This window comes from Pseudomonas sp. 2FE (genome assembly GCF_005503735.1).
Lineage (GTDB): Bacteria > Pseudomonadota > Gammaproteobacteria > Pseudomonadales > Pseudomonadaceae > Aquipseudomonas.
Map to the genome: position 1 here is coordinate 112888 of NZ_SCMO01000008.1, position 25450 is coordinate 138337.

Genomic DNA, 25450 nt, shown 5'->3' on the forward strand with positions numbered 1-25450 from the left:
GTCAGTTCCTCCCGCTCGAGTTGTCGTCTTCCAGCCCTTCGTCCGCCGCGGACAGCGGCCGCGCCGGTGTGCGTTGCTGCCCAGGGCCACCAACGCCCTGCTCCCTGCCTTCATCGGTGATCGGGCCTTTGCGCACCAGGCGCAGCATGTAGCCGAGGCCGACCCCGAACAGCGCGAAGTACACCACTACGAACAAGGTCAGGGTCAGGCTCATCTGCGCGAAGCTGTGCCCGGAGGAACCCTCGGCGGTGCGCATCAGGCCGTAGACCACCCAGGGCTGACGACCGACCTCGGTGGTGAACCAGCCGGCGAGAATCGCGACCAGACCGGACGGCCCCATCCACAGCGCCAGATAGAGGAAGGGCTTGGACTGGTAGAGGCTGTCACGCGCGCGCAGCCAGAGGCTCCATAGCCCGGTGAGGATCATCAACATACCGAGACCAACCATGATTCGGAACGACCAGAACACTATGGTCGAGTTGGGCCGATCCTGCGGCGGGAACTCCTTCAGCGCCGGCACCTGCTTATCCAGGCTGTGGGTCAGGATCAGGCTGCCGAGGGCGGGAATTTCCAGCTTGAAGCGGGTCTGCTCGGCCTGCATATCCGGCCAGCCGAAGAGGATCAATGGGGTCGGCTCGTCGCCGACGTTTTGCCAGTGGCCCTCGATCGCGGCGATCTTGGCCGGCTGGTGGTGCAGGGTATTGAGCCCGTGGAAATCACCGATCACCGCCTGAATCGGGGCGACGATCAGGGCCATCCACATGGCCATCGAGAGCATGCGGCGGATCGCCGGATTATCCCGCCCGCGCAGCAGATGCCAGGCCGCCGACGCGCCGACGAAGAACGCCGTCGCAAGGAACGCCGCGGTGGCCATGTGCAGCAGACGGTAGGGAAATGACGGATTGAAGATCACCGCCAGCCAGTCCACCGGAATCACCCGGCCGTCGACGATCTCGAAGCCCTGCGGGGTCTGCATCCAACTGTTCGAGGCGAGAATCCAGAAGGTCGAGATCAAGGTGCCGATGGCCACCATCACCGTGGCGAAGAAGTGCAGCCCCAGGCCGACGCGGTTCCAGCCAAACAGCATGACACCGAGGAAGCCCGCCTCGAGGAAGAACGCGGTGAGCACTTCATAGGTCAGCAACGGCCCGGTGACCGCGCCGGCGAAGTCGGAGAAGGCGCTCCAGTTGGTGCCGAACTGATAGGCCATCACCAGCCCGGAGACCACGCCCATGCCGAAGTTGACGGCGAAGATCTTCGACCAGAAATGGTAGAGGTCGCGGTAGACCTCCTCATGGGTTTTCAACCACAGGCCTTCCAGCACCGCCAGATAGCTGGCCAGGCCGATGGTGATCGCCGGGAAGATGATGTGGAAGGAAATGGTGAACGCAAACTGCATCCGAGCCAGATCCAGGGCCTCTAAGCCGAACATGGGACTTCCTCAATCAGGTGGTACGGGGCACGGCCCTTTATTGCGGCCAAGCCAGCAGCTCCAAGCTTTGGAGTGGCGCTACGGAATTATTCTTGTGTGGCGCAGATCGAGCGGGACAGCAGGCCTAAAAGCCCCCCCACGCGACCCAAAAACGGGGTATTGACGTGGATCAACCAGCACGCAAAGAGTAGCGCTTTGTACCCGGGGTGCCGCTGTGGTCGATTGTCGCGCGGTGCCCTGCCGGCCCAGCCCACAAAACCCGCAACAACCCTCCAGGATGTCCGTCCACAAATCTCCCAGAGCCCATAGGGCGAGTCGTTGTTAGCCTGTTAAAGCCCGCTAGGATCAGTCGCAAAGCTTGCTGAAGAAAGTACGTAGTCAGGTAGCCTTTTTACAACGGCCGGTTAATCCAACCCCACCGCTCTAGACCGCGTGCTAGCCTGACGCCCCCCTGAGCTCGCCAAGTAAAAAGCCGCCCATCATGTCGACCCACGGCAAACTCCTGCTGCGCCAACAACGTCCGTTTCTCGCCTTCTGGCTGGCCCGTGTCTGTACCGCCAGCGGCTTCCAGATGCTCACCGTGGCCATCGGTTGGCACCTGTACCAACTGACCGGCAACGTGCTGGATCTAGGCTGGGTCGGTTTAGTGGAGTTTCTGCCACGGCTGCTGTTCATGCTGTACACCGGGCATGTGGCGGATCGTTACGATCGGCGCAAGGTTGCGGCGCTCTGCCAAGGTGGTCAGGCGCTGATCGCCATCGCCTTGGTGCTGGGCAGCAGCAGTGGCGAGGTAACCCGCGAGATGATTTTCGTGCTGGCCTTCCTGCTCGGCAGCGCCCGCGCCTTCGAGATGCCGGCGACGCAAGCGCTGCTGCCGAGCCTGGTGCCGAGCGCGCTGTTCCCCGCCGCAGTCGCCGCTTCGGCTTCGGCAATGCAGACCGCGACCATAGTCGCGCCGGCCCTCGGCGGCTTTCTCTATGCCTTCGGCAGCATCTGGGTCTATGCGCCCACGGCCCTGCTGTATGTCGTGGCCTGTACGCTGATGCTGAGCCTGCCGAGGCGCCAGGAGCCGCTGAATCAGGAGCGCCCGTCGCTGCATTCATTGCTGGCTGGCATCCGCTTCATTCGCAGCCGGCGCGATATCTTCGGCGCGATTTCGCTGGACCTGTTCGCCGTGCTGCTCGGCGGCGCCACCGCGCTGCTGCCGGTGTTCGCCAAGGACATTCTGCTGACCGGCCCCTGGGGCCTCGGCCTGTTGCGCTCGGCCCCGGCGGTGGGCGCCTTGCTGATGGCCTTCTGGTTGGCGCGCTTTCCCATCCAGCGTAACGTCGGGCGGATCATGTTTATCTCGGTGGGCGTGTTCGGTGTGGCGACCATCGCCTTCGGCCTCTCCACCTCGTTCTGGTTCTCGCTGCTGGTGCTGGCCATCCTCGGCGCGGCCGACATGATCAGCATGGTGATCCGCGGCGCCTTCGTGCAGTTGGAAACCCCGGACGAAATGCGCGGCCGGGTCAGTGCGGTGAACGGCTTGTTTATCGGCGCCTCGAATCAGCTCGGTGAATTCGAATCCGGCCTCACCGCCCATTGGTTCGGCAGCGCGCCGGCGGTGGTGCTGGGTGGCGTCGGTACGCTGCTGATCACCGGCGCCTGGTACAAACTGTTCCCGACCCTGGCCAAGCGCGAACGGCTGCACGAGCCACGCACCCCGTAGGCTGGGTTTCGTCCGCTGGACTCTACCCAGCCTACCCTCTGAATGGCCGGTATCGGGCTGCGCACCCCTACCTGAAATCAGACGACCAGCATCGCCTTGGCGATCTCTTTGCGCTTGCCCTTGCCCACCAGTTGCTCCACCAGGGTCAGGGCGAACTCCAGCGCGGTGCCCGGCCCCTGGCTGGTGATGCAGTTACCGTCCACCACCACCGGCTGATCGACGAAGGTGCAGCCGGAGAGACGGTCACTGAGGGCCGGGTAACAGGTCATCCGCCGTTGCTTGAGCACGCCATAACCTTGCAAGGCCAGCGCCGGAGCGGCGCAGATACCGGCGAACAGCTTGCCGGCCGCCGCGTGCTCACGCACCCGTTCGGCCAAGGGCTGGTGATCGGCCAGGTGCTGGGCGCCCGGCATGCCGCCGGGCAATACGATCAAGTCGAAGTCCTGGGCCAGCACGTCGACCAGCATGGCGTCGGCGGTCAGGCGCGTGCCGCGGGCGCAGGTCAGCATCCGGCGGTTTTCGATGCTGGCCACCAGCAACTCGATGTCGGCGCGCCGCAGCACGTCGATCAAGGTCACGGTTTCAAGGTCTTCCACGCCGTCGGCGACGGCGAGCAGAGCACGAGCAGTCATGTTGATTCTCCTGAAAAGCACAGAACGAAAACTGTCCGTTTGATCATCAATTCAACCCGCCCTGATTAAGCACAGGGGGTGAACTGGTATGATGCGCGCCTTTTTTCAGTCCGGCAGAAAAACAGCGCTGCGACAGGCCGTATAACCCGCGGAGCCTGCAGTAGTTTTCACGCAGCCTGGCGGCGCCTGTGCTTTGCTTTGGCCGGACGGTACATTCACGGCGTCGCGCGCCACGGGGAGCCCAGCATGCTGGAACGACTATTCCAACTCAACGCGCATAACACCACGGTGCGCACCGAGATCCTTGCCGGTCTCACCACCTTCCTGACCATGGCCTACATCCTCTTCGTCAACCCGAGCATCCTCGGCGAGACCGGCATGGACAAGGGCGCGGTGTTCGTCGCCACCTGCCTGGCGGCGGCCATCGGCTCGGCGATCATGGGCTTTATCGCCAACTACCCGATCGCCCTCGCCCCGGGCATGGGCCTGAATGCCTTCTTCACTTACACCGTGGTGCTGCACATGGGGCACAGCTGGCAGGTGGCGCTCGGGGCGGTCTTTCTCTCGGCGTGCATGTTCTTCCTGCTGTCGATCTTCAAGATCCGCGAATGGATCATCAACAGCATTGCGCTGGAGCTGCGCTCGGCGATTGCCGCCGGCATTGGCCTGTTCCTCGCGCTGATCGCCCTGCAGAACGCCGGCATAGTGGTGGCCAACCAGGCCACGCTGGTCGGCATGGGCGACCTGAGCAAACCCGAGCCGCTGCTGGCGGTGCTCGGCTTCTTCCTGATCGTCGCCCTGGAGGCGCGCAAGGTCACAGGCGCGGTGCTGATCGGCATCCTCGCCGTCACCGGCGCGGCCATCGCTCTGGGCGTGTCCAAGTTCGGCGGGGTGGTCTCGATGCCGCCGGCGCTGGCGCCGACCCTGCTGCAACTGGACATCATGGGCGCACTGGATATCGGCCTGTTCAGCGTGATCTTCGCCTTCCTCTTCGTCGACCTGTTCGACAACTCCGGCACCCTGATCGCCGTGGCGAAAAAAGCCGGCTTGATGCGCAAAGACGGCTACATGCCGAAGATGGGCCGCGCGCTGATCGCCGACAGTAGCGCCGCCATGGTCGGCTCGGTGCTGGGCACCTCGACCACGACCAGCTACATCGAATCGGCGGCGGGGGTCAGCGCCGGCGGGCGTACCGGATTGACCGCCGTGGTGGTCGCCCTGCTGTTTCTCCTGGCGCTGTTCTTCGCCCCACTGGCCGGTAGCGTACCGGCCTTCGCCACCGCCCCGGCCCTGCTGTTCGTCGCCGTGTTGATGACCGCCGGCCTGGCGGAAATCGACTGGGACGACATCACCGTTGCCGCCCCCGTGGTGATCACCGCGCTGGCCATGCCGCTGACCTTCTCCATCGCCAACGGCATCGCTTTCGGCTTTATCGCCTGGGCAGCGATCAAGCTGCTGGCCGGCCGCTGGCGCGAACTGAACCCGGTGCTGGTGATCCTCTCGATCCTGTTCGTGATTAAACTGGGCTGGTTCAACGCCTGATTCGTAGGGTGGATGACGCTCTTTTCATCCACCGCTCGCAATCCGCCAGCCCAACAACCTATTGGTGGATGGATGAAGCGTCATCCACCCTACAACGACATGAGTTTTCCATGAGTGCTCCACAGTTCGACCCGACCGCCTACCTGGCCCAGCTGGAAGAAAAGAAACACCGCCTGATAGCCTTGCTCGCGCCCTTCGCCGCACCAGAGCCGGAAGTCTTCGACTCGCCGCGCGAGCATTACCGCCTGCGCGCCGAATTCCGCCTGTGGCGCGAGAACGAAGAGCGCTTCTACGCGATGTTCGCGGCCGGCGATAAACACACGCCTATCCTGCTCGACGACTTCCCGATCGCCAGCACTCGCATCAATGAGCTGATGCCACGCCTGAAAGCCGCATGGCGGGCCAGTTCGGCGCTGAGCTTCAAGCTATTCCAGGTCGAGTTCCTCACCACCCTGGCCGGTGACGGGCTGATCACCCTCTGCTACCACCGTCCGCTGGATGAGCATTGGCAGGCGGCGGCACAACAGCTCGCGGCAGAACTGGGCGTCAGCCTGGTCGGGCGCTCGCGCGGTCAGCGCCTGGTCATCGGTCGCGATCATGTGGTGGAAGAACTGCAAGTCGCCGGGCGCACTTTCAGCTATCGCCAGCCGGAAGGCGCCTTCACCCAGCCAAACGGCGCGGTGAACGAGAAAATGCTCAACTGGGCCTTCAACGCCCTCGGCGAGCGCGACGATGACCTGCTGGAACTCTACTGCGGCAACGGCAACTTCACCCTGCCACTGGCCACTCGCGTGCGCAAAGTGCTGGCCACGGAAATCAGCAAATCCTCGGTCAACGCCGCGCTGGCCAACCTGGCCGATAACCAGGTCGACAACGTGACCCTGGTGCGCCTCTCCGCCGAAGAGTTGACCGAGGCGTTGAATGAGGTGCGGCCGTTCCGCCGCCTACAGGGCATCGACCTGAAGAGCTACCAGTTCGGCAGCGTGTTCGTCGACCCGCCGCGCGCCGGCATGGACCCGGACACCTGCGAACTGACCCGGCGCTTCGAGCGCATTCTCTACATCTCCTGCAACCCGGAAACCCTGGCCGCCAACATCGCCCAGCTGCACGACACCCACCGCGTCACGCGCTGCGCACTCTTCGACCAGTTCCCCTACACCCACCATATGGAAAGTGGGGTGTTGCTGGAGCGCCGCTGAACCTATTAGCGCCGTAGGCTGGGTAGAGCCTTGGCGAAACCCAGCTGGGTTTCACTACGTTCTACCCAGCCTACCGGTTCAAGCCACGCAGCGCCATAAAGGCCAAGCCCGCCGACACCAGCTCGAACAGCAGCAGGTAGAGGTTGAAGGTCTGCTGCAGGCCACCATCCAGCCACAGCCCGGCGATGCGCCCAAAAGCCAACGCCGCATAGAGCAGCACCAGCAACGTCAGTGCGCCGCGGGTTAGCTCGAGGCGCACCGTGGCCAGCAACAGAAACACCGCCAGGCCCAGTTGCAGAGCGCCGTAGTAGGCCCGCACATCGGTGATCGCCGCGGCTTCCATCAGCAGCATGCCGCTGAGATTGACCATCTCTTGTGGACGGATGAAATAGGCCAAACCAACGCCGGCCAACACCAAGGCCTGCACGGCCAGCAGGATTCGGGCGAACAGCATTGGCGCATCTCCTCGTCAGGTTAGGGTGCGTCGAGGATAGGCCGCCCAGCCATATCCGGAAACAGGCAGGGGCTTGGGCCTGGGCAATCTCACCGCTATGCTGGCCGACTGTTTCCCGATCTGTTTTCCGCTAATCCACGGAGCCACTATGTCCCCCTTGGTTTATTGGCAACTCGATGTCTTCGCCGAGCGCCCGCTGGCCGGTAACGGCCTGGCGGTTTTCCCCGACGCCCGCCCGCTATCGCCCGCCGCCATGCAGGCGCTGACTCGGGAACTGCGCCAGTTCGAGTCGATCTTCCTGCTGCCCGGCGGCAGCCCAGACGAATACGGCGCACGCATCTTCACCATGGAAGAAGAGCTGCCCTTCGCTGGCCACCCGATTCTTGGCGCGGCCGCCCTGCTGCATCATCTGCATAACCCTGCCGCAACCGCCGAATGGACAATACGAATGGCTGCGAAAAGCGTGCACCTGCGCACGCGGCGACACGGCCAGGGCTTTTACGCGGAGATGGATCAAGGCCTGGCCGAGTTCGGCGCGCGGCTCAACACCGAACAGGCCCTGGTGTTCGCCGAGGCCTTTTCGTTAAGCGCCGCCGATCTGGATAGCCGCTACCCGGCCACGGTGGTCAGCACCGGCCTGCCCTATCTGCTCTTGCCAGTCACAGCGCAAGCTCTGGCGCGGGCCAGGCAACGCCGCGCGTTCGACGCCGAACTAGCCGCCTATGGAGCCGCCTTCGTCTTTCTGCTGGAAGTGGATGACCACGAAGGCCGCACCTGGGACCCGCTCGGCGTGATCGAGGATATCGCCACCGGCAGTGCTGCCGGACCGGTCGCCGCCTTTCTGGTGCAGCACGGCCTGCATCGCCGCGGCGAAGCCTTCAGCCTCAACCAAGGACGCTTCCTCAACCGCCCCAGCCGGCTGGATGTCTGCGTTGGCAGTGACGGCCGCGTCAGCGTGGGCGGCAGCGTGCAACTGCTGGCGCGCGCCGAGTTGCACGTCAGCGCCGGCGAACTGGGCTGACCGCCGGGCTGGCACCCATATCTACCAGCAGCGACACTCAAGCCCCAAGCCTTAGCAGGCCGTTGAAAAACGTAGCGAGCGACGGCTAGGCAAGGCGAAATCAGTCGAAAAAGCGCAGTTTACGCGCTGTAAATGAGCATTTTGAGACTGATTTCAACGCCGCTTAGCCTAGCGCAGTAGTTTTTCAACGGCCTGTTAGCCCCAAGAAACAGGAAGACACCGCTATGCTCTGGAAAAAAGCCCGCCGCAGCGACAATGTGCTGGACGCCCGCGACAGTGGCGGCGGAGGCGGCATGCGCATCGGTGGCGGCAAGGGCCTGAGCCTCGGAGCGGTCGCCATCATCGTGGTGATCGGCCTGATGACCGACCAAGACCCGTTGCAGATCCTCGGTCAACTGGCCGACCAGGCCGGCGTATCGACCAGCTCCGTCAGGCCGCAAGCAGGCCGCACGCCCGCCACTAACGACGAACAGGCGGAATTCGTCCGGGCCGTACTCGGCGATACCGAAGACACCTGGCGGGCGATCTTTCAGCAGGCCGGCAAGCACTACCAAGACCCTACCCTGGTGCTGTTTCGCGGTGGCGTGAACTCGGCCTGCGGTTTCGCCTCATCGGCAACCGGGCCGTTCTACTGCCCCGGCGACCGCCAGCTGTACCTCGACCTCGAGTTCTTCCGCGAAATGGCCCAGCGCTTTGCCGCCGCCGGCGATTTCGCCCAGGCCTACGTGATCGCCCACGAGGTGGGCCACCATGTGCAGACCCTGCTTGGCGTCTCCACGCAGGTGAATGCGGCGCGCCAGCGTGGGGAAAAACTCGAAGGCGAGAATAGTTTGTTAGTCCGCCAGGAACTGCAGGCCGATTGCCTGGCCGGCGTCTGGGCCTACCATGCGCAACAGCGGCTGGACTGGCTGGAGCCCGGTGACCTGGAAGAAGCCCTGAGCGCCGCCAATGCGATTGGCGATGACCGCCTGCAGAAGCAATCGCGTGGCCAGGTAGTCCCCGACTCCTTCACCCACGGCACCTCGGTGCAGCGCGTGCGCTGGTTCAGCACCGGCTTCGAGAAAGGCCAGGTCAACAGCTGCGATACCTTTAAGGCGGCAAGGCTTTAAAGCTGGTCTCCCCTCGCCCTCCGGGTGAGGGGAACTAAAGCAGCATTCGCCGCAACTCTGCGCAATCGCGCGCAAAGCCATCCGTCAGTTCTGGCCAGGGGTTTTCCGGTAGGTTTACCAACACCCCGTAGGCGCCCGCGGCACGTGCGCAATCGAGGTCGAAACGGTAGTCGCCGACCATCACCAGCGCGTTCGCGGCGATGCCCCATCGTGCAGCCAACTGCAGCAGGCCGCCGGGATGCGGTTTCGGCGGTGCTTCGCCACGACCGATAACATCGACGCTGGCGAAACAGTCACCGAGGCCGATGGCCGCCAGCGTCAACAACGCCAGCTCGTGGGCATTGCGGGTGAGGATGCCGAGCCGGCAGTCGCGCGCGTGCAACTCGCGCACCAGGGCGATGGCCCCGGGCGCGGGCTGGGCGGCGAGCGCCAGCTCGCGTTCATGGGCCAACAGCCAGGCATGCTTGGCCGCCGCCTCATCCTCGGGCAACGCCGCCAGGTGCTGGAGGATGTCAGCCGCCGCCGGGATGGCCAGCTCACGGCGGATGGCGTCGAAGTCATGCATCGCCAGCGTCAGGGTGCCGTCCATGTCGAAGACCCAGTGCCGCGCTTCGCTCAGCCTCACTTCCAATCCTCACGCACCCGCGTCAGCCCCTCTTGCGCCACCGAGGCCACCAACTGGCCGGCGCGGTTGAAGATGCTGCCGCGCGAGAAACCCCGGGCATTGCCCGACCAGGGACTGTCCATGACGTACAGCAGCCAGTCGTCCATCCGCAGGTCGTTATGGAACCAAATCGAGTGATCGAGGCTGGCGACCTGCATGAACTTCTGGAACACCGAGACGCCGTGCGGCTGCATCGAGGTGGTCAGCAGGTTGAAGTCCGAGGCGTAGCCCAACAGGTATTTATGCAGCTGGCGCTCATCCGGCAGGTTGCCGTCGGCGCGGAACCAGACATATTTCACCGGTTCACAGGCCTGGGGATCGAAGGGGTTGACCTGGGTCACCGGGCGAATTTCGATCGGCTTGGCGCTGGTCGCCCGCTCACGCATGCGCTCCGGGATAGTCGCCGCAGACAAGCGTGCCAGCTCGGTTTCCGTCTTGAAGTTTTCCGGCCCTGGCACATCGGGCATCTGCAACTGGTGGTGCAAACCTTCTTCGTCGTACTGGAAGGAGGCGCTGCAGGTGAAAATCGGCTTGCCCTTCTGGATCGCCGTCACCCGGCGGGTGCTGAAGCTGCCGCCATCGCGCACCCGATCGACTTGATAGACCACCGGCAAGCTGGCATCGCCCGGACGTAAAAAATAACCGTGCAGTGAGTGCACATGGCGCGCCTCTTCTACCGTCTGGCTCGCGGCGGAGACGCACTGGCCAAGCACCTGGCCACCATAAAGTTGACGGAAACCGAGATCCTGGCTGATGCCGCGAAACAGGTTTTCCTCGATCTGCTCCAGGCTTAGCAAGGCCACTAGATCATCGAGTAGTTGGCTCATCGGTTTTTCCTCATCAAGCGCTCGTTCATTCGGGTACGGCTTCATTCAGGCACTGTTTCATTCAAATACGGACTCATTCAGGCACTGGGCGGCGCAAAGTCGGGTAAGCCGGCAGCGAACTCAACCGCTCGTCCCACACCGCGCGCCCCAGGGTGAAATGGTAAAGGCTTTGCCAGCGGCTGTCGGCAAGCCCGAGCAATTCATGCACCGCCGGATCGAAATAACAACCAATGCCGGTACCCGACAAGCCCGCGGCCTCGGCCTCGAGGTAGAGCAACTGACCGATCTGGCCACACTCCCAGTACAGCCGTGGATAGTGCCAGGCGCCGCTGGCCAGGGCCTGATCGAAACGCGCCAGCATCGCCAGGGCGACACAACCCTCGCTGGCGATCGCCTGACCGCAGGAGAGAAATTCGGCCAAGCCACGGGCATCGCCTGCGAGCAAACGATACAGCGGCAGCTCGACGTCCACGCGCTCCCAAAGGAAATCCTCGCGCAGCGTTTGCGCCTGCCCGTCACACCGCGCCAACCAGTACAGGCCCGGCGTCAGCCCCTGCACGCGATGGACAAACAGCAGCAGATCGACCTGGGTTGGCTCGCCCGTCACGGCAAAAGGCACCGGTGAATGGCTCGGCATCAGCCGCCGCAACCAGGCCAACAACAGCTCGGCATGAATGCCACTCTTGCCGTCCATGGCCTGCGCACTGCGGCGCCGATGCAGCAACGGGCGCAGCGCCAGGCCGGGATTATCCGCCAGCGCCCGCCCGGTTTCCGCCAGCCAAGGTTGGGTCGGCAAGGCCGGCGCCCGGCAGAGCCGTTGCACCCGCGCCAACTCCGGCCACTCAAGGGTGTGGCGCGATAGGCGATTGGGCGTGCCCGCCAGCGGCAAGGCGGCGAGGTGGTCTAGTAGCGCGTCGGGCAAGCGCGGCTCAACCGTCTGCGCGGGGCCGATCCACAGCAGCGCATCCACCGCTTCCGGCTCGCAGAAGCCCTCACGATCCAGCCCAAACAGCGCATCCAACTGCGCCTCGGCGGTGCCACGCAGCAACTTCACCTGCCAGCCCAAGGGGCTGGCGGCGATGTCCAGGCACGCCAGGGCATGGCCAAGGTCATGCTGGCAATAGCGATAGGCGCGCTCGCCGTATTTCCAGGCCTCGCGCCACGGGATGCTGGCCAGCGCCAGGAGGAAACCACCGGCGGGCAATGCCTGCGCCAGTTGCGCCGCCAAAGGCGCCGGAAGCTGCGCGCGCACTTCCAGGGCATGGGCATCGGCACTGTAATGGGCGAGCACGCCGTCTTGCTCCAGCGACCCTGGCGGCAGCAATAGATAGGCCTCGGTCGGATGCAGGTTGCCGCTCGATGGATTGACCCGCAGCGCCCAGCGGCTGCCGCCGGCCTCCTTCCAGGCCGACAGCCCGAGGCTGTCATACAGCAGCTGCGACAGGCTGGCCCGATTGAGCGGCGCCACTTCAGCCAGCGGCGCGGCGAACACCGCGTCATAGGCCGGCGACTCTTCCAGCGGGCGATGCAGCAGCTCGATCAACCGCGCCCCGGCATAGCGCCGAAACGCCGCCGGCTGGGTGGCCCAGTCCAAGTGTCCCGGCCCCGGCGCGTAGCGGTCGGGCCTGTGCATGCTCAGCTGGTGATAGGCGCGCACGCCGTCTTCTGGAGTCATGGGTGCTGCTCCAGCCATCGCGTAGGGTTCAGGCAAGCGGGGAAATACTCCATCACCAGGGGATCGGCGTTCAGCGCGGCAAAGGGTTGCAGATCCGCGTCGCGCCGGGCCCGCAACAACAGGCGGAGACTTTCCAGTTCGATAGATTCGGCCATGAGGCACCGCTTGAGAGGTTGGAATAGGCGCCGCCATACTGTCGGCACTCTTTCGTCGAGCCCTATTGTATGCGTCTGCCGCTGGTCTACCACGACGACTACAGCCCGCCCTTCCCGGCCAACCATCGTTTTCCGATGGAGAAGTTTCGCCTGCTGCGCGATCACCTGGTGGACAGCGGCTTGACCTGCGACGTCAACCTGCTGCGCCCCGAACTCTGCCCCGCCGAGGTGCTCGCCCTGGCCCATGACCCGGCCTATATCGAACGTTTCCTCGGCGGTTCACTCAGCCGCGAGGAGCAACGCCGCCTCGGCCTGCCCTGGAGCACAGCCCTGGCGCGGCGCACGGTGCGCGCCGTGGGCGGCTCGCTGTTGGCCGCAGAGCTGGCGCTCAAGCACGGCCTGGCCTGCCACCTGGCCGGCGGTACTCACCACGCCCATTACGACCACCCGGCCGGCTTCTGCATCTTCAACGACCTGGCGGTGATCAGCCGTTACCTGCTGGCCGCAGGCCGGGTCAGCCGCGTGTTGATCTTCGATTGCGACGTGCATCAGGGCGACGGCACCGCGCGCATCCTCGCCGATACGCCGGAGGCGATCACCGTGTCCTTGCACTGCGAAAAGAACTTCCCCGCACGCAAAGCCGACAGCGACTGGGATATCCCGCTGCCGATGGGCATGGGCGACGCCGATTACCTGCGGGTGGTCGAGGATGCGCTGAACTACCTGCTACCGCTCTACCAGCCGGACCTCGTTCTCTATGACGCCGGCGTGGACGTGCACCAGGACGACGCCCTGGGCTATCTCCAACTGACCGACCAAGGCCTGGCCGCGCGGGATGAATTGGTGATCCGCCAATGCCTGGGGCGGGATATTCCGGTAGTTGGGCTGATCGGCGGCGGCTACGACCCAGACCGCGCAGCACTGGCCAGGCGCCACGGAATCTTGCATCACAGCGCACAAAGGGTTTGGCAGGAAGTAACCAGCAGCTAGCGCTTGGTGACAACAAGCAGCCTTGCTAGAGTCACGCCACTGTTTCTCAAACAACAAGGAAGTTCTAACGCCATGCAAGCCCAGCCCTACCAAGCCCCGCAGGCAAACCTCAACGTCGAAAGCGTCTACTGCCGCAGCTGCGGTGCGCATATCGCCGCCAACGCCTTGCAATGCCCGCAATGCCAGGCCAGCCAGAACCTCAACCCGAAGAGCAAGGTCACCGCCGGCGTGCTCGCCCTACTGTTCGGTGGGCTGGGCGTCCACCGCTTCTACCTCGGCCAGTGGTGGGGCCTGTTCTATCTGCTGTTCTTCTGGACCTGGATTCCCGCACTCATCGCCCTGGTCGAAGGCATCGTCTTTCTCTGCACCAGCGACGCTAAGTGGCAGGCGAAATACGCCAACGTCAAAAGAGGCTCGACCCTGGTGATCGCGATAATCGGCGTATTCGTTCTGGTCTTCATAACCGGCATCCTCGCGGCCATCGCCATTCCGGCTTATCAGGACTACGTCAAACGCGCACAACAGGCGCAGCTCGAGCAGCAGCGCTAAGGAAGTCAGCATGCACAGCTTGAAAATCGGCCTGATCGGCGATTACGACGCCAGGGTCATCGCCCACCAAGCCATCCCGCCGGCGCTGGAACTGGCCGCCGCGGCACTGAACCTGCCGCTCCAGGTCGAGTGGCTGGCAACCGAAACGATCCACAGCCGCGATCAGCTCCGTGACTTCGCTGGCCTCTGGTCCGTGCCCGCCACGCCCTACCGCAATATGGCGGGCGCACTGCTGGCGATCCGCTATGCGCGCGAACAGGGCGTGCCATTTCTCGGCACCTGTGGCGGCTTCCAGCATGCGCTCATCGAATACGCCCGCAACGTGCTCGGCTGGGCCGATGCCGAGCATGCGGAGACAGCTCCGGCAGGTGCGCGCCTGGTAATCGCACCGCTGGCTTGCGCACTGGTCGAGGTAAACGGCGAGGTGCTGTTTGTGCCGGGCTCACGCCTGGCCCAAGCCTATGGCCAAGCACAGGCCAACGAGGGCTATCACTGCCGCTTCGGCCTGAACCCCGAGTTCGCCGCCGCCATGGCCGCCGGACCGCTGCGGGTCAGCTCGTTCGACGAGTTCGGCGATGCCCGCTCGCTTGAACTGGATGGCCATCCGTTCTTCGTCGGCACCCTGTTTCAGCCGGAGCGCGCGGCGCTGGCTGGGCGCGTGCCGCCATTGGTGAAGGCCTTTGTCGAGGCCGTCGCTGCTCGTAGCGCGCAATGATCGTTCCCACGCTCCTGCGTAATGCCGCCTAAGACGCTCCGCGCCTGCTCTACCCTATGGACGCAGAGCGCCCCACCAGGGGCACCACGCTGGAGCGCGGGGATCATCGAAGGGCATAAGCGCAAGCCTGATTACTGCAATCGAACCACAGGCCTACAGACACGGGCCCCTCGGGTAGAATGCACCCTCCCCCGCAACGATTGCCGCCCCGCCCATGACCGACTCAGCCAGCACCGCTCCCCACCAGGTCGCCATCATCGGCGGCGGCCCCGCCGGGTTGATGGCGGCGGAAGTCTTGAGCCAAGCCGGCATTCGAGTCGATCTCTACGACGCCATGCCCTCGGTGGGACGCAAGTTTCTGCTGGCTGGGGTCGGCGGGATGAATATCACCCATTCGGAGCCGAAGCCGGCGTTCCTCTCCCGCTACGGCACGCGTCGCACACAGCTCGAGCCGCTGCTGGACAAGTTCGGCGCCGATAGGTTGTGCGCCTGGATTCATGGCCTGGGGATCGAGACCTTCGTCGGCTCGTCCGGCCGGGTATTTCCCACCGACATGAAGGCCGCGCCCTTGCTGCGGGCCTGGCTGAAGCGCCTGCGCGAGCACGGCGTGAACCTTCATACCCGCCGGCGCTGGCTGGGCTGGAACGAGCAAGGTGAGCTGCGCATCGCCGGCCCCGAAGGCGAACAAGCCATACGGGCCGACGCCGTGCTCCTGGCCCTGGGCGGCGGCAGCTGGGCGCGGCTGGGTTCCGATGGCGCCTGGGTGCCCTTGCTGGAGCAGCGCGGCGTGCAGTTGGCGCCCTTGCAGCCGAGCAATTGCGGCTTCGAAGTCGCGGGTTGGAGCCCGTTGTTTCTGGAAAAATTCGCCGGAGCGCCGGTCAAATCGACGGCCATACGCCTGGATCAGGAACCCGCGCGACTGGGTGAATTCGTGGTCACCGCCCAGGGCGTCGAGGGCAGCCTGATCTATGCGCTGTCGGCGCGGATTCGCGAGCGGATAGCTGCCGAGGGCAGCGCGACGATTTATCTCGACCTGCTGCCGCAGAAAACCCAGCCGCAGGTCGAGGCGCTGTTGCGTAAGCCGCGTGGCAGCAAATCGCTGAGCAACCACCTGCGCAGTCAGCTGGGCCTTGCAGGCGTGCGTGCCGGGCTGTTGCGCGAACTCACCAATGCCGCGGCCTTCGCCGACCCCGCCCTGCTCGCAGCAAAGATCAAGACGCTAGAGCTGCCCCTGGTGAAAACCCGCCCGCTGGACGAGGCGATCAGCAGCGCCGGCGGCGTGCCGTTCGAGCAGCTGGACGAGCGCCTGATGCTGCGACAACTGCCCGGGGTGTTCTGCGCCGGCGAGATGCTCGACTGGGAGGCCCCCACCGGCGGCTATTTGCTCACCGCCTGCTTCGCCAGCGGGCGGGTCGCCGGGCACGGCATGCTGGAGTGGCTGCGGCAGCGCGGCTGAGCAGCGCGCCGAACAGCTGAGCGCCAGCCCCCGCCGGCAGGTCGCTCTTGTCGGCTGCCGCGGCCAGCAGTTCCAGCGCCGTCAGCTCCGAGGGTTTCAACGCCACAGTGGACCCGCAGCCGGCACCGCTGCGACTTTCCACGAGGCCATCAACAATGGCTGGCTCCACGGGATGATTGCCCCGCTACCCCAACCGACTCACGGCGGATCCGGCAGCGGGTAACCTTAGCCAGCCGACTCAGGGCTTCTTCTTTCTCGGCCCGGTATTGAAGCTCGGCACCTTGCGCACGGCTTTCACCGGGGGCTCGGCCGGCTCGTCGCTTTCCAGCCATGTGCCCAAGGTTTTCTTGCCGCCACCACCGACCACTTTCGGCTTTTTCGGCTTCTTCGGTTTTTTCAGCACTTGGCCGCTCGGGTCGGTCATCGGTACCCGATGCTCGGGCTCGAAGTCCTGTTCCTCGATGCGTTGCAGGGTCTGCCGGGTCAAGGTCTCGATGGCCGAGAGCAGTTGCACCTCATCGGCGCAGACCAGCGAGATCGCCTGGCCGCTGGCACCGGCGCGGCCGGTGCGGCCAATGCGGTGGATGTAGTCCTCGGCGACGATCGGCAGGTCGAAGTTGACCACCAGCGGCAGGTCGTCGATATCCAGCCCGCGCGCGGCGACGTCGGTGGCCACCAGGATCTGGACTTCGCGGTTCTTGAAGCGATCCAGCGCGCGCTGGCGGGTCGCCTGGGGCTTGTCGCCGTGGATGCCGTCGGCGCTGACGCCTTGCTGTTGCAGCAGCTCGCTGAGCTGGTCGACACCGTTACGGGTCTTGGCGAACACCAACACCTGACTCCAGCGCTGCTTCTTCAACAGGTGGCTGAACAGCTCGGGCTTGCGCTTCTTGTCCACCGGAATCACCCACTGCTTGACGCTGTTGGCGGCGACGTTGCGCGGGCTGACTTCGAGGCTCAGCGGGTTATCCAGGGTCTGCCCGGCGAGGCTGCGGATCGCGTCGGAGAAGGTCGCGGAAAACAGCAGGGTCTGGCGCTTCTTCGGCAGCGCGGCGTAGATGTCGCGCAGCTCCTCGGAGAAACCGAGGTCGAGCATGCGGTCCGCCTCGTCCAGCACCAGGGTTTGCAGTTGGGCAAATTTCACCGCGTTCTGCCGATAGAGGTCGAGCAACCGGCCGGGAGTGGCCACCAGCACGTCGATGCCCTTGCGCAGTTTCATCATCTGCGGGTTGATGCTGACGCCGCCGTACACCGCATAGGTGCTGAGCGGCAGGTGTTGGCCGTAGACCCGGAAGCTCTCGTGCACCTGCTCGGCCAGCTCGCGGGTCGGCACCAGCACCAGCGCGCGCACCGAGTTGCTGGCGACTTGCGGGCCTTCCAGGGTCAGGCGTTGCAGCAGCGGCAGGGCGAAGCCGGCGGTCTTGCCGGTGCCGGTCTGCGCCGCCGCCATCAGGTCGCGCCCGGCCAGCACCGCCGGAATCGCCTGGGTTTGTACCGGCGTGGGGGTTTGGTAGTCGAGGGCTTCGAGAGCGCGCAACAGGGGTTCGATCAGGCCAAGGGAGGCGAAAGTCATGACGGTAACCAGGGCGTTTCAGGGAAGGCCGCAGTTTACCCTGTCCGCCGTGCCGAGAAGCGATTGTCTGCGGCTAGGCTGCTACAGGGGAGAATGAAAACGCAAAACCCGTAGGAGCCCCCCACCCTGGGTATTCAATTCATCAGGCGGTGGAGGCTGTGTAGGAGCGAATTTATTCGCGATGGGGCAGCACCGAGTCGCCCGTGTTCGCGGATAAATCCGCTCCTACAGGCCTGCGCGGGCGTTTCTAAGGGCTTCGCCGATCTTCGCGGCGGGTACTTTCTGCAGTTTGCATAGCAGGCCGTGGGAGACCCGGCTGATGCCATGGCTATGGCGTAACTGGTCGGCCAGGTAGAGGGTCAGGTTGGCCGCCATTTCCGCATCGGCCAACGCCCGGTGGGCCTTGCCGGTGACCGGCAGTTTGGCCCAGCTGTTCAGCGTGCCGAGTTTGTGATTCGGCGCCTGCGGCAATAACCGCCGTGCCAGCAGCATGGAACAGGCGAAGGTCTGCGGCCGGCTGCGCTGAATCAGCGCCAGCTCGGCATCCCAGAACTTCTGGTCGAACGAGGCGTTGTGCGCCAGCAGCGGCGTGCTACCGACAAAGTTCGCCACCTCACGCATCACCTGCGCGGCCGGTGGCGCGTCACGCAGCATGCTGTTGCTGATGCCGGTGAGGTTCTCGATAAAGGCCGGCACCCAGACCCCGGCGTTCATCAGGCTCTGGTAGCGCTCGACTATCCGTCCGTCTTCCAGGATCACCGCCGCGATCTCGGTGGCGCGGCAGTTCTGCCCGGGGGAAATACCAGTGGTTTCAAAGTCGATTACGGCGATGCGTTCCAACGTCGGTTTGTCTCGTTTGGGTGAAGGAAAATAAGCACTGGGCCCGTTCAGAACCTGTTCAAGATCGTCGCGAGCGCAGGTCAGGGCCGCACCCGTTCCCTACGGGTAACGGCATTCCCCACATCCATGTGGGTCACAAGGCGCAACGCAGCGAAGCGGAGTAACAGCCGAAGGCTGGCCCGCAGGGCGAGCGTAGCGAGTCAAACAGGCGGGGAAGCGGAGTTTACGAGTGGTAAATGAGCATTCCGAGCCTGTTTTCAACGCAGCATGGCGCGCGAAGCCCGCAGCAGATATTGAACAGGTTCTCAGCTTTTCAGCAGCAACGCGCCCTCTATCGGCACATAACGGCTGGCGGCGCGGATCAGCGATTGCGCGGTCAGCCCCGGCACGCCGTAGGCCGTGGCCTCGACACCATAGCTGCGCTTGATCTTGTCCAGCAGCAGGTCAAAGTCACCGTCGCCCGAGGCCAACACCACCTCATCGACGCGCGGCGCGGCATCCAGAATGTCGATGCAGATGCCGACATCCCAATCGCCCTTGGCCGAGCCGTCGCTGCGCTGGATGAAGGGTTTCAGCTTCACGGTAAAACCGAGGTTGCGCAGGATCCGCTGGAACTGCTGCTGCTTGGCGTCGCCGCGGTCGATGGCGTAGGCGTAGGCCTCGACTATCTGCCCGCGCTGGCTGATGTCCGCCCATAACGCGGCGTAGTTGAAGTGGCACCCATGGGCCTGGCGCACGGTGTAATAGAGGTTCTGTACATCGGCGAATACGGCGATTTTCTTCACCGGTAATCCTCTTGGCGCGGGTCGCGCTGTGGCTGACAACTGCGACTTAAAGCTACAGTCAACGCCCAGTATGCCAGCCCCAGCGCAAGGGCTGCGAATATGCCGCGAGTTACAGCTCGACATAAGCCAGAGTTTGGAGCCTTGGCAGCCATCGGCTAGAGTGGAGCCCTGTTTTTTGCAGCGATAACTCGATGAACCCGCTCCCGATTCTGCGCGACTCCTGGTACTTCTTCAGCCGCAATTTGGCGGCCATCGCCCTGCTCTGCCTGCCGCTGATCGTGCTCGAAGGCCTGGCCCAGTTGGCCGTCACCGCCTGGAGCGGGAGCGCGGCGTCGCCCGCCCACGGTCTGCTGGTCGGCCTGCTGTTCTACCCACTCTACACGGCGGCGCTGATCCTCTTTCTCGATGCCCGTAGCCGCGGCCTGCAGCCACGCACGGCAGATCTGCTGGCCATGGCGCTGCGCCTGTGGCCGAGCTTCGCCGTGCTGGCGGCCCTGAGCACCTTGCTGATCATGCTCGGCGTTTCACTCTTTGTGCTGCCGGGGCTGTGGGTGATGATCAAGCTGGCCTTCGCCGAGTACCTGCTGGTGCTGCGCGGGCTGACCCCGCTGGCGGCCCTGCGCGAGAGTTTTCAACTGACCACTGGGCATTTCTGGCGGATTCTGTTGTGCATCCTCAGCGTGATGCTGCCGCTCTGGCTGCTCGACTGGCTGAGCTTCCCAACGACGGACCAGCAGCCGGATGCGCTGCTGTCATTCGTGCTGGATTGCACCAATGGCTTCCTCCAGCTATTCGCCAGCGTGGTGCTGTTTCGCCTGTTTATGCTGGTCAGCCAGAAGCCGGCAGACGCATGAATTCGGGCTAGGCTGGTAGGGGCGGATTTTCCACGGAGGATCCCCCCATGGCAGACGCCAACCTCAGCAGCCTGAGTAGCAGTAAGCCGCGGCGCATCAGCCGCGCCGAGCGGACTTGGGTTTAAGCCCGGACAAGCGCGGCAGCAGAACCCGCTCGAATAGCCGCGGGAAGAAGCGCGCCAGCAGCCGGGCGCGCCAATCGACATTCGACAACACCAGCAAACGCCGGCGCTTCAGCGCGCCCTGGTAGATCGCCTCGGCGACCTCCTGGGTCGACGCCACCTTGCCCATCGCCAGCGGCGGCTGGTGGGCGCTCGAGTCGTCGCCGACCAAGGCGTTCTTGCGCAGATCGGTGGCGGTAAAGCCGGGGCAGACCAGCATCACATTCACCCCCGAGCCCTTGAGCTCATAGCGCAAGGTCTCGAACAGCCCATGCAGCGCCTGTTTGCTGGCGTTGTAGGCGCTGCGATAGAGCAAGGGGGCGAAGCCGGACAGTGAGCTGAGGACGATGATCTGCCCACGCCGGTCGATCAGGCTGGCCAGGGCCGCCTTGGTGCAATGCAGCGCGCCGAAGTAGTTGACCGCCATCACCCGCTGGAACACCGCCAGCTCGGTCTCGGCAAAGGTGCTGCGGTGGGTGATGCCGGCGTTGTTGACCAGCACGTCGATGCCGCCGAAGTGCTCGAGCGCCTGGGCTACGGCGTGCTGCACGGCGGCGGCATCCGCCACGTCGCAGCACAGGCCGAGGGCCTCGGCGTTATGCTGCTCGGCCAGGTGCCGCACCAGGCTCTCCAGCTCGGTTTTGTCCAGGTCGAGAATCGCCAAACGCGCGCCCGCCTGCGCCAGCCGCTCGGCCAGCGCTCGGCCAATCCCCGCGCAGCCGCCGCTGATCAGCACCACCTTGCGGTCGAACACCTGGCTTGCGAATACTTTGCGATACATGACCATCTCCCTGGAACGCAGTGGCGGCGCCGAATGCCGCGCTAAAGGTTGCTATGGCAACGTTTGATGCGTGCCGTCGCAACAGGGCGGCGACTGAGTGTGTTTACAGCCGCAGAAGTACAGGGTCTCGCTCTGCGCCGCATGGTATTTCAGCGGGTGGATGCCGCTGCCCTTATGCGTACCGTCGCAGAACGGTTGCTTGGCACTGCGCCCGCAACGGCACCAGAAATAATCCAGCCCGGCCACCACCTCGACCTCATAAGGGCCGCGCTGGGCAATCACCACTTCAGTCATGAGCCTCTCCTCATCCGGGCGCGTGGCGTTCAGGCCTGGGCCCTAGGCGACCGCTCGGGTATGCTCGCGTCTTTTCAGCATAGCCCACGCCCATTTGGCCCAGCCCATGACCCTGCCCCCGTTCCTGCGCCTCATCCTGCTTAGTTTGCTGGCCCTTGGCGGCGTCCTGTTTGCCTTGGTCTACGCCCTGACCTGGCACCCAGCCGCGCGCGAACCGGCGCCGCTGGCCTGCGCCGCCCAGGCACGGACGCTGCAGCCCGGCCAGGCGCTGAAGGTGATGACCTGGAACGTGCAATACCTGGCCGGCAAGCGCTATGTGTTCTGGTATGACCTGGCCGACGGCAGCGGCCCGGATACCCGGCCGACCGCGGCGGACCTGGCCCATAGCCTCGATGAAGTGGTGCGCGTGCTGCGCGACGAACAACCGGACATCGTGCTGCTGCAAGAACTGCACGAAAACACCGAGGCCACGGATTACCAGGATCAACTGGCGCTGCTGCGGGAGCGTCTGGCCGACCTCTATCCGTGCAGCACGCAGGCCTTCTACTGGAAGGCCGCCTTCGTGCCCCATCCGCAGATTCGCGGCAGCGTCGGCATGAAGCTCGCCACCTTGAGCCGTTACCAGATCGCCCAGGCCGAGCGCCTGCAACTGCCGTTGATTCCAGCCGACCCGCTGACTCGTCAATTCAACCTGAAACGCGCCCTGCTGGTGAGCTACCTGCCGATCCGCGATGGGGGTCGACTGGCGGTGATCAACACGCACCTGGATGCCTTCGCCCAAGGCGACGACACCCTGCAGCGGCAAGTCGCCATGAGCGCCGGCCTGCTCGAGCAGTTAAGTGCCGCCGGCACGCCTTGGGTCATAGGCGGCGACTTCAACCTGCTGCCGCCCGGGCAATATCGGCACCTGGCCGAACGGCAACGCCGTTGGTACGCTGCCGATAGCGAACTCAAGGTGTTGTGGGACAAGTACCCGATGATCCCCAGTATCGCCGAAGCCAGCGGCGCCGAGCAGGCGGCCTGGTACACCCACTTCCCCAACGACCCGCGCGTCAACGGCCCGGACCGGACCCTCGACTACCTGTTCCACAGCCCGCAACTGGTGCGTCTCGCCGCCACGGTGCGCCAGTCCGATACCCAGCGGATCTCCGATCATTTGCCGCTGATCGCGCGCTTCCTGCTGCCGCCACGGGGTTAGACCCTGCTCGACGATCTGCGCCGTTGTAGGCCAGACGTAGGGGGACGTAGGGCGGACTCAGGAGCGCAGCGAACAGTCCGCCGTTGGCGCCGACAATGGCGTACTGCTTCGCGAGTACGCCCTACGGGAGCGATGAGTTGCCGTTCAACGCCGCGGCTTGGCCCGTGCGGTCGGTTCGGCGATCAACGGGTCATCCGGCCAGTAATGCTTGGGGTAGCGGCCTTTCAGATCCTTTTTCACCTCGGCGTAGGTGCTGCGCCAGAAGTTCGCCAGGTCCTGGGTCACCTGCACCGGCCTGCGGGCGGGCGAGAGCAGGTGCAGTTTGACCAATTGTCGGCCGCCGGCGATCCGCGGGGTTTCGGCCAGGCCGAATAACTCCTGCAAACGCACCGCCAGCACCGGCGGCTCCTCGCTGTAATCCAGGCCGATGCGCGAGCCGGATGGCACCTGCAGCGTGCGCGGCGCCCACTCATCGAGGCGCTGCGGCAACGGCCAGGGCAGCAGGCCCTGGAGGATTGCCGGCAGCTCCAGATTGCCGAAATGACTGAGGCGGGTGACCTTGCCCAGGTAAGGCTGCAGCCACTGTTCCAGACTCGCCAGCAGCGCCGCATCGGACAGATCGGGCCAGTCGCTGCCGTCCTGCTGCGCCAGGTCGAGCCGCCGCAGCAGCGCGACGCGGGCCTGCCACTGCCGCAACTCCGGCGTCCACGGCAACAACTCCAAGCCCTTGCGCCGCACCAGGCCAAGCAAGGCGCGGCTGCGCGTGGTTTCATCGAGGTTGCTCAATGGCTCTCGGGCCAGCACCAGCTCACCGACCCGGCGCTGGCGTTCGGCCCGCAGCACGCCTTCACGCTCGTCCCACTCCAGCTCTTCGCGACTGCTCACCTGCTCGCTCAAGACCGAGTCGAACAGCGCCGGATCGAGGTCGGCCGCCAGGTAGATCCGCTCTTCGCGCTGGCCCTGGCGGCTGCCGAGGTCGGCCACCACCAGCCAGGGCTGCTTCATCAACGCATCGGGCTCGGCGAACTGCGCGGCGCGACCATTGGCCAGACGGTACTCGCCGCCACCGGCGCGGCGTTGCTGGGCCACCCGATCCGGATAGGCGAAGGCCAACAAGGCACCGAGCCAGCGCGGGTGTTCGGGATCGGCCACCGGTTCAGTGGCTGCGCCGCGCAGATAGCCGCGAAACTGCCGGGCCAACTGCCGGGCGCGCTGCACACCGCCCTGGGCGCCCCGCGTCACGCGCTCGGCGCCGCTCAGCAAGGCCAGCCGGCTGTGCAGGTCGGCACCGCCGCCACGTTGGATATCCCGCTCGCCGAGCAACGCGGCCAAATCGCAAGCCAGACTGCCGAGGCCCAGCGCCTGCCCACGCAACAGCAAATGGGCGATCCGCGGATGCGCCGGCAGTTCGGCCATGGCCTGGCCGTGCGCGGTGAGCATCCAGCCGCCGTCATCTTTCAGGCTCAAAGCACCGAGCCGGCCCAATAATTCCTGGGCCTGGGCATAAGCCGCAGCCGGCGGCATATCCAGCCAGGCCAGCTCTCCGGGCTGCACGCCCCAGCGCGCCAGTTGCAGGGCCAGCCCGGCCAGGTCGGCCTGGAGAATTTCCGCGCTGCCGTGCGCCGCCAATTGCTCGTGCTGCGCTTGCGACCACAGCCGGTAACACACGCCCGGCTGCAGACGACCAGCACGGCCGGCCCGTTGCGTGGCACTGGCGCGGGAGATCCGCTGGGTATCCAGGCGGGTCATGCCGCTACCCGGATCGAAACGCGGCACCCGCGCCAAACCGGCATCCACCACCACCCGCACGCCGTCGATGGTCAGGCTGGTCTCGGCGATATTGGTCGCTAGCACCACCTTGCGGATACCCGTAGGCGCCGGCTCGATGGCGGCGCGTTGGGCGCTCAAATCCAACTCGCCGTGCAGCGGGCAGAGCCGAATCTCGCTACGCCCCCGCAAGGCGTCTTCAAGCTGCTCGTTGACCCGGCGGATTTCGGCCTGCCCGGGGAGGAACACCAGCACGCTGCCCGGCTCATCGGCCAGCGCCTGCAACACAGTCGCCACCACCCGCGGCTCAAGCCCGTCTTTTTCATAGGAGCCGCCCGGCTGAAACGGCCGCCCCCAGTGCGTCGCGACCGGGTACAGGCGCCCCTCGCTGCGCACCACCGGGGCGTTATCCAGTAACGCCGAGAGTCGCTCACTCTCCAGGGTCGCAGACATCAGCAGGACTTTCAGCGGCGGCTGGTCGCGCCCCGCTCCGTCACGAAAGATCGCGCGCCCATTCAGGCACAGCGCCAGGGCCAGGTCGGCGTCCAGGCTGCGCTCGTGGAATTCGTCGAAGATCACCAACCCCACACCGTCCAGCGCCGGGTCGTCCTGCAAGCGCCGGGCGAGGATACCTTCGGTGACCACCTCGATACGGGTTCTGGGGCCGACTCTGCTCTCCAGACGGATGCGATAGCCGACGGTGGCGCCAACCGCCTCCCCCAACTCACTGGCCAGCCGCTCGGCCGCCGCTCGCGCCGCCAGCCGCCGCGGTTCGAGCATCAGGATCGACTGCCCGACCAACCACGGCTCGTCGAGCAACGCCAGCGGCACGCGGGTGGTTTTACCGGCGCCGGGTGGCGCTTCCAGCACCGCCTCATGGCGCTCGGCCAGGGCCGCGCGCAAGGCCGGCAATACCGCGTCGATGGGTAATGGGGTCATGGGCAGACCATCGGAGGTGTCCAGAGTAAAAGCCGGCGATTATAGCGGCGAACGGCCAGCCACTTGCCGCGGTCTTAGCAACGTCCGGCTAGCCCGCAACGGAGCGGCATTGCCACGGTCTGCTTGATAT

Annotated in this window: 24 protein-coding genes and 1 pseudogene; 11 read left to right on the forward strand and 14 right to left on the reverse strand. The window is 65.1% G+C overall.

Going from position 1 to position 25450, the window contains the following annotated elements; all coding sequences use genetic code 11:
- Position 1 precedes the first annotated feature (1 nt).
- Complete coding sequence (locus FFS12_RS13830; RefSeq protein WP_137887377.1) at positions 2-1432, reverse strand: cytochrome ubiquinol oxidase subunit I; 1431 nt, start codon at positions 1430-1432, stop codon at positions 2-4.
- A 481-nt stretch (positions 1433-1913) separates the two neighbouring features.
- On the opposite strand from FFS12_RS13830, the gene FFS12_RS13835 reads away from it, so the two are divergent.
- The gene (locus tag FFS12_RS13835) at positions 1914-3143 is read left to right on the forward strand and encodes an MFS transporter (RefSeq protein WP_137887379.1); all 1230 of its coding nucleotides are present in this window, start codon (positions 1914-1916) and stop codon (positions 3141-3143) included.
- Between the two features lie 77 nt (positions 3144-3220).
- Here the strand turns inward: FFS12_RS13835 and FFS12_RS13840 are convergent, their stop codons facing one another.
- Positions 3221-3775 (reverse strand): DJ-1 family glyoxalase III, encoded by a 555-nt coding sequence (locus FFS12_RS13840; RefSeq protein WP_137887381.1) that lies wholly within the window; start codon positions 3773-3775, stop codon positions 3221-3223.
- Between the two features lie 246 nt (positions 3776-4021).
- Here FFS12_RS13840 and FFS12_RS13845 point away from each other — a divergent pair, with 246 nt between their 5' ends.
- Both FFS12_RS13845 and trmA read left to right on the forward strand, forming a co-directional pair.
- Positions 4022-5317, forward strand: coding sequence for an NCS2 family permease (locus FFS12_RS13845; RefSeq protein ID WP_137887383.1), 1296 nt, complete (start codon positions 4022-4024; stop codon positions 5315-5317).
- Between the two features lie 110 nt (positions 5318-5427).
- Positions 5428-6516: a tRNA (uridine(54)-C5)-methyltransferase TrmA gene (gene trmA / locus FFS12_RS13850; protein WP_137887385.1), complete on the forward strand. Its 1089-nt coding sequence runs from the start codon at positions 5428-5430 to the stop codon at positions 6514-6516.
- A gap of 70 nt (positions 6517-6586) precedes the next feature.
- Here the strand turns inward: trmA and FFS12_RS13855 are convergent, their stop codons facing one another.
- Positions 6587-6970 carry a DUF4345 domain-containing protein gene (locus tag FFS12_RS13855; protein ID WP_137887387.1) on the reverse strand — a complete coding sequence of 128 codons (384 nt, stop codon included), beginning with the start codon at positions 6968-6970 and terminating at the stop codon, positions 6587-6589.
- A 148-nt stretch (positions 6971-7118) separates the two neighbouring features.
- Between FFS12_RS13855 and FFS12_RS13860 the strand changes: the two genes are divergently transcribed.
- Positions 7119-7991, forward strand: a complete 873-nt coding sequence (locus FFS12_RS13860) for a PhzF family phenazine biosynthesis protein (RefSeq protein ID WP_137887389.1) — start codon at positions 7119-7121, stop codon at positions 7989-7991.
- 224 nt (positions 7992-8215) lie between these two features.
- On the forward strand, positions 8216-9100 hold the full coding sequence (locus FFS12_RS13865) for a neutral zinc metallopeptidase (RefSeq protein WP_137887391.1): 885 nt from the start codon (positions 8216-8218) through the stop codon (positions 9098-9100).
- A 34-nt stretch (positions 9101-9134) separates the two neighbouring features.
- Here FFS12_RS13865 and FFS12_RS13870 read toward each other — a convergent pair whose 3' ends face one another.
- The 4 genes from FFS12_RS13870 to FFS12_RS13885 all read right to left on the reverse strand — a co-directional run bounded on the left by FFS12_RS13870 (position 9135) and on the right by FFS12_RS13885 (position 12421).
- Entirely contained in the window at positions 9135-9725 is a 591-nt protein-coding gene (locus FFS12_RS13870) for an HAD family hydrolase (protein ID WP_137887393.1), read from the reverse strand.
- Positions 9722-10591, reverse strand: coding sequence for an acyl-CoA thioesterase II (tesB, locus tag FFS12_RS13875; protein WP_137887395.1), 870 nt, complete (start codon positions 10589-10591; stop codon positions 9722-9724). The genes FFS12_RS13870 and tesB overlap by 4 nt, the downstream gene beginning before the upstream one ends.
- 73 nt (positions 10592-10664) lie before the next feature.
- Complete coding sequence (locus FFS12_RS13880; protein ID WP_137887396.1) at positions 10665-12266, reverse strand: SagB/ThcOx family dehydrogenase; 1602 nt, start codon at positions 12264-12266, stop codon at positions 10665-10667.
- On the reverse strand, positions 12263-12421 hold the full coding sequence (locus FFS12_RS13885; RefSeq protein ID WP_218568982.1) for a hypothetical protein: 159 nt from the start codon (positions 12419-12421) through the stop codon (positions 12263-12265). The genes FFS12_RS13880 and FFS12_RS13885 overlap by 4 nt, the downstream gene beginning before the upstream one ends.
- 69 nt (positions 12422-12490) lie before the next feature.
- On the opposite strand from FFS12_RS13885, the gene FFS12_RS13890 reads away from it, so the two are divergent.
- From FFS12_RS13890 to FFS12_RS13905, 4 genes are all read left to right on the forward strand, one after another.
- Complete coding sequence (locus FFS12_RS13890) at positions 12491-13411, forward strand: histone deacetylase (RefSeq protein WP_137887398.1); 921 nt, start codon at positions 12491-12493, stop codon at positions 13409-13411.
- Between the two features lie 72 nt (positions 13412-13483).
- Complete coding sequence (locus FFS12_RS13895; protein WP_137887400.1) at positions 13484-13960, forward strand: NINE protein; 477 nt, start codon at positions 13484-13486, stop codon at positions 13958-13960.
- Between the two features lie 10 nt (positions 13961-13970).
- Complete coding sequence (locus tag FFS12_RS13900) at positions 13971-14675, forward strand: CTP synthase (RefSeq protein WP_137887402.1); 705 nt, start codon at positions 13971-13973, stop codon at positions 14673-14675.
- 214 nt (positions 14676-14889) lie between these two features.
- Positions 14890-16131 (forward strand): TIGR03862 family flavoprotein, encoded by a 1242-nt coding sequence (locus tag FFS12_RS13905; RefSeq protein WP_137887404.1) that lies wholly within the window; start codon positions 14890-14892, stop codon positions 16129-16131.
- 28 nt (positions 16132-16159) lie between these two features.
- Here the strand turns inward: FFS12_RS13905 and FFS12_RS20235 are convergent.
- The 4 genes and pseudogenes from FFS12_RS20235 to FFS12_RS13925 all read right to left on the reverse strand — a co-directional run.
- A pseudogene (locus FFS12_RS20235) lies at positions 16160-16349 on the reverse strand (aldehyde dehydrogenase family protein); the annotation flags it as partial.
- A gap of 20 nt (positions 16350-16369) precedes the next feature.
- Complete coding sequence (locus FFS12_RS13915; protein ID WP_137887406.1) at positions 16370-17701, reverse strand: DEAD/DEAH box helicase; 1332 nt, start codon at positions 17699-17701, stop codon at positions 16370-16372.
- A gap of 225 nt (positions 17702-17926) precedes the next feature.
- Positions 17927-18541 carry a PolC-type DNA polymerase III gene (locus FFS12_RS13920; protein ID WP_137887409.1) on the reverse strand — a complete coding sequence of 205 codons (615 nt, stop codon included), beginning with the start codon at positions 18539-18541 and terminating at the stop codon, positions 17927-17929.
- 305 nt (positions 18542-18846) lie between these two features.
- Complete coding sequence (locus FFS12_RS13925) at positions 18847-19326, reverse strand: NYN domain-containing protein (RefSeq protein WP_137887410.1); 480 nt, start codon at positions 19324-19326, stop codon at positions 18847-18849.
- A 191-nt stretch (positions 19327-19517) separates the two neighbouring features.
- On the opposite strand from FFS12_RS13925, the gene FFS12_RS13930 reads away from it, so the two are divergent.
- Positions 19518-20180, forward strand: a complete 663-nt coding sequence (locus FFS12_RS13930) for a YciC family protein (RefSeq protein WP_137887412.1) — start codon at positions 19518-19520, stop codon at positions 20178-20180.
- Between the two features lie 96 nt (positions 20181-20276).
- On the opposite strand, the gene FFS12_RS13935 is transcribed toward FFS12_RS13930, so the two are convergent.
- Positions 20277-21122, reverse strand: a complete 846-nt coding sequence (locus tag FFS12_RS13935) for an SDR family oxidoreductase (protein WP_137887414.1) — start codon at positions 21120-21122, stop codon at positions 20277-20279.
- 51 nt (positions 21123-21173) lie between these two features.
- Positions 21174-21416 carry a CDGSH iron-sulfur domain-containing protein gene (locus FFS12_RS13940; RefSeq protein WP_137887416.1) on the reverse strand — a complete coding sequence of 81 codons (243 nt, stop codon included), beginning with the start codon at positions 21414-21416 and terminating at the stop codon, positions 21174-21176.
- Between the two features lie 106 nt (positions 21417-21522).
- Between FFS12_RS13940 and FFS12_RS13945 the strand changes: the two genes are divergently transcribed.
- The gene (locus tag FFS12_RS13945; RefSeq protein WP_137887418.1) at positions 21523-22614 is read left to right on the forward strand and encodes an endonuclease/exonuclease/phosphatase family protein; all 1092 of its coding nucleotides are present in this window, start codon (positions 21523-21525) and stop codon (positions 22612-22614) included.
- A 144-nt stretch (positions 22615-22758) separates the two neighbouring features.
- Here the strand turns inward: FFS12_RS13945 and hrpB are convergent, their stop codons facing one another.
- A complete protein-coding gene (gene hrpB / locus FFS12_RS13950) occupies positions 22759-25320 on the reverse strand; it encodes an ATP-dependent helicase HrpB (RefSeq protein ID WP_137887420.1) in 2562 nt (853 codons plus the stop codon).
- Positions 25321-25450 lie beyond the last annotated feature (130 nt).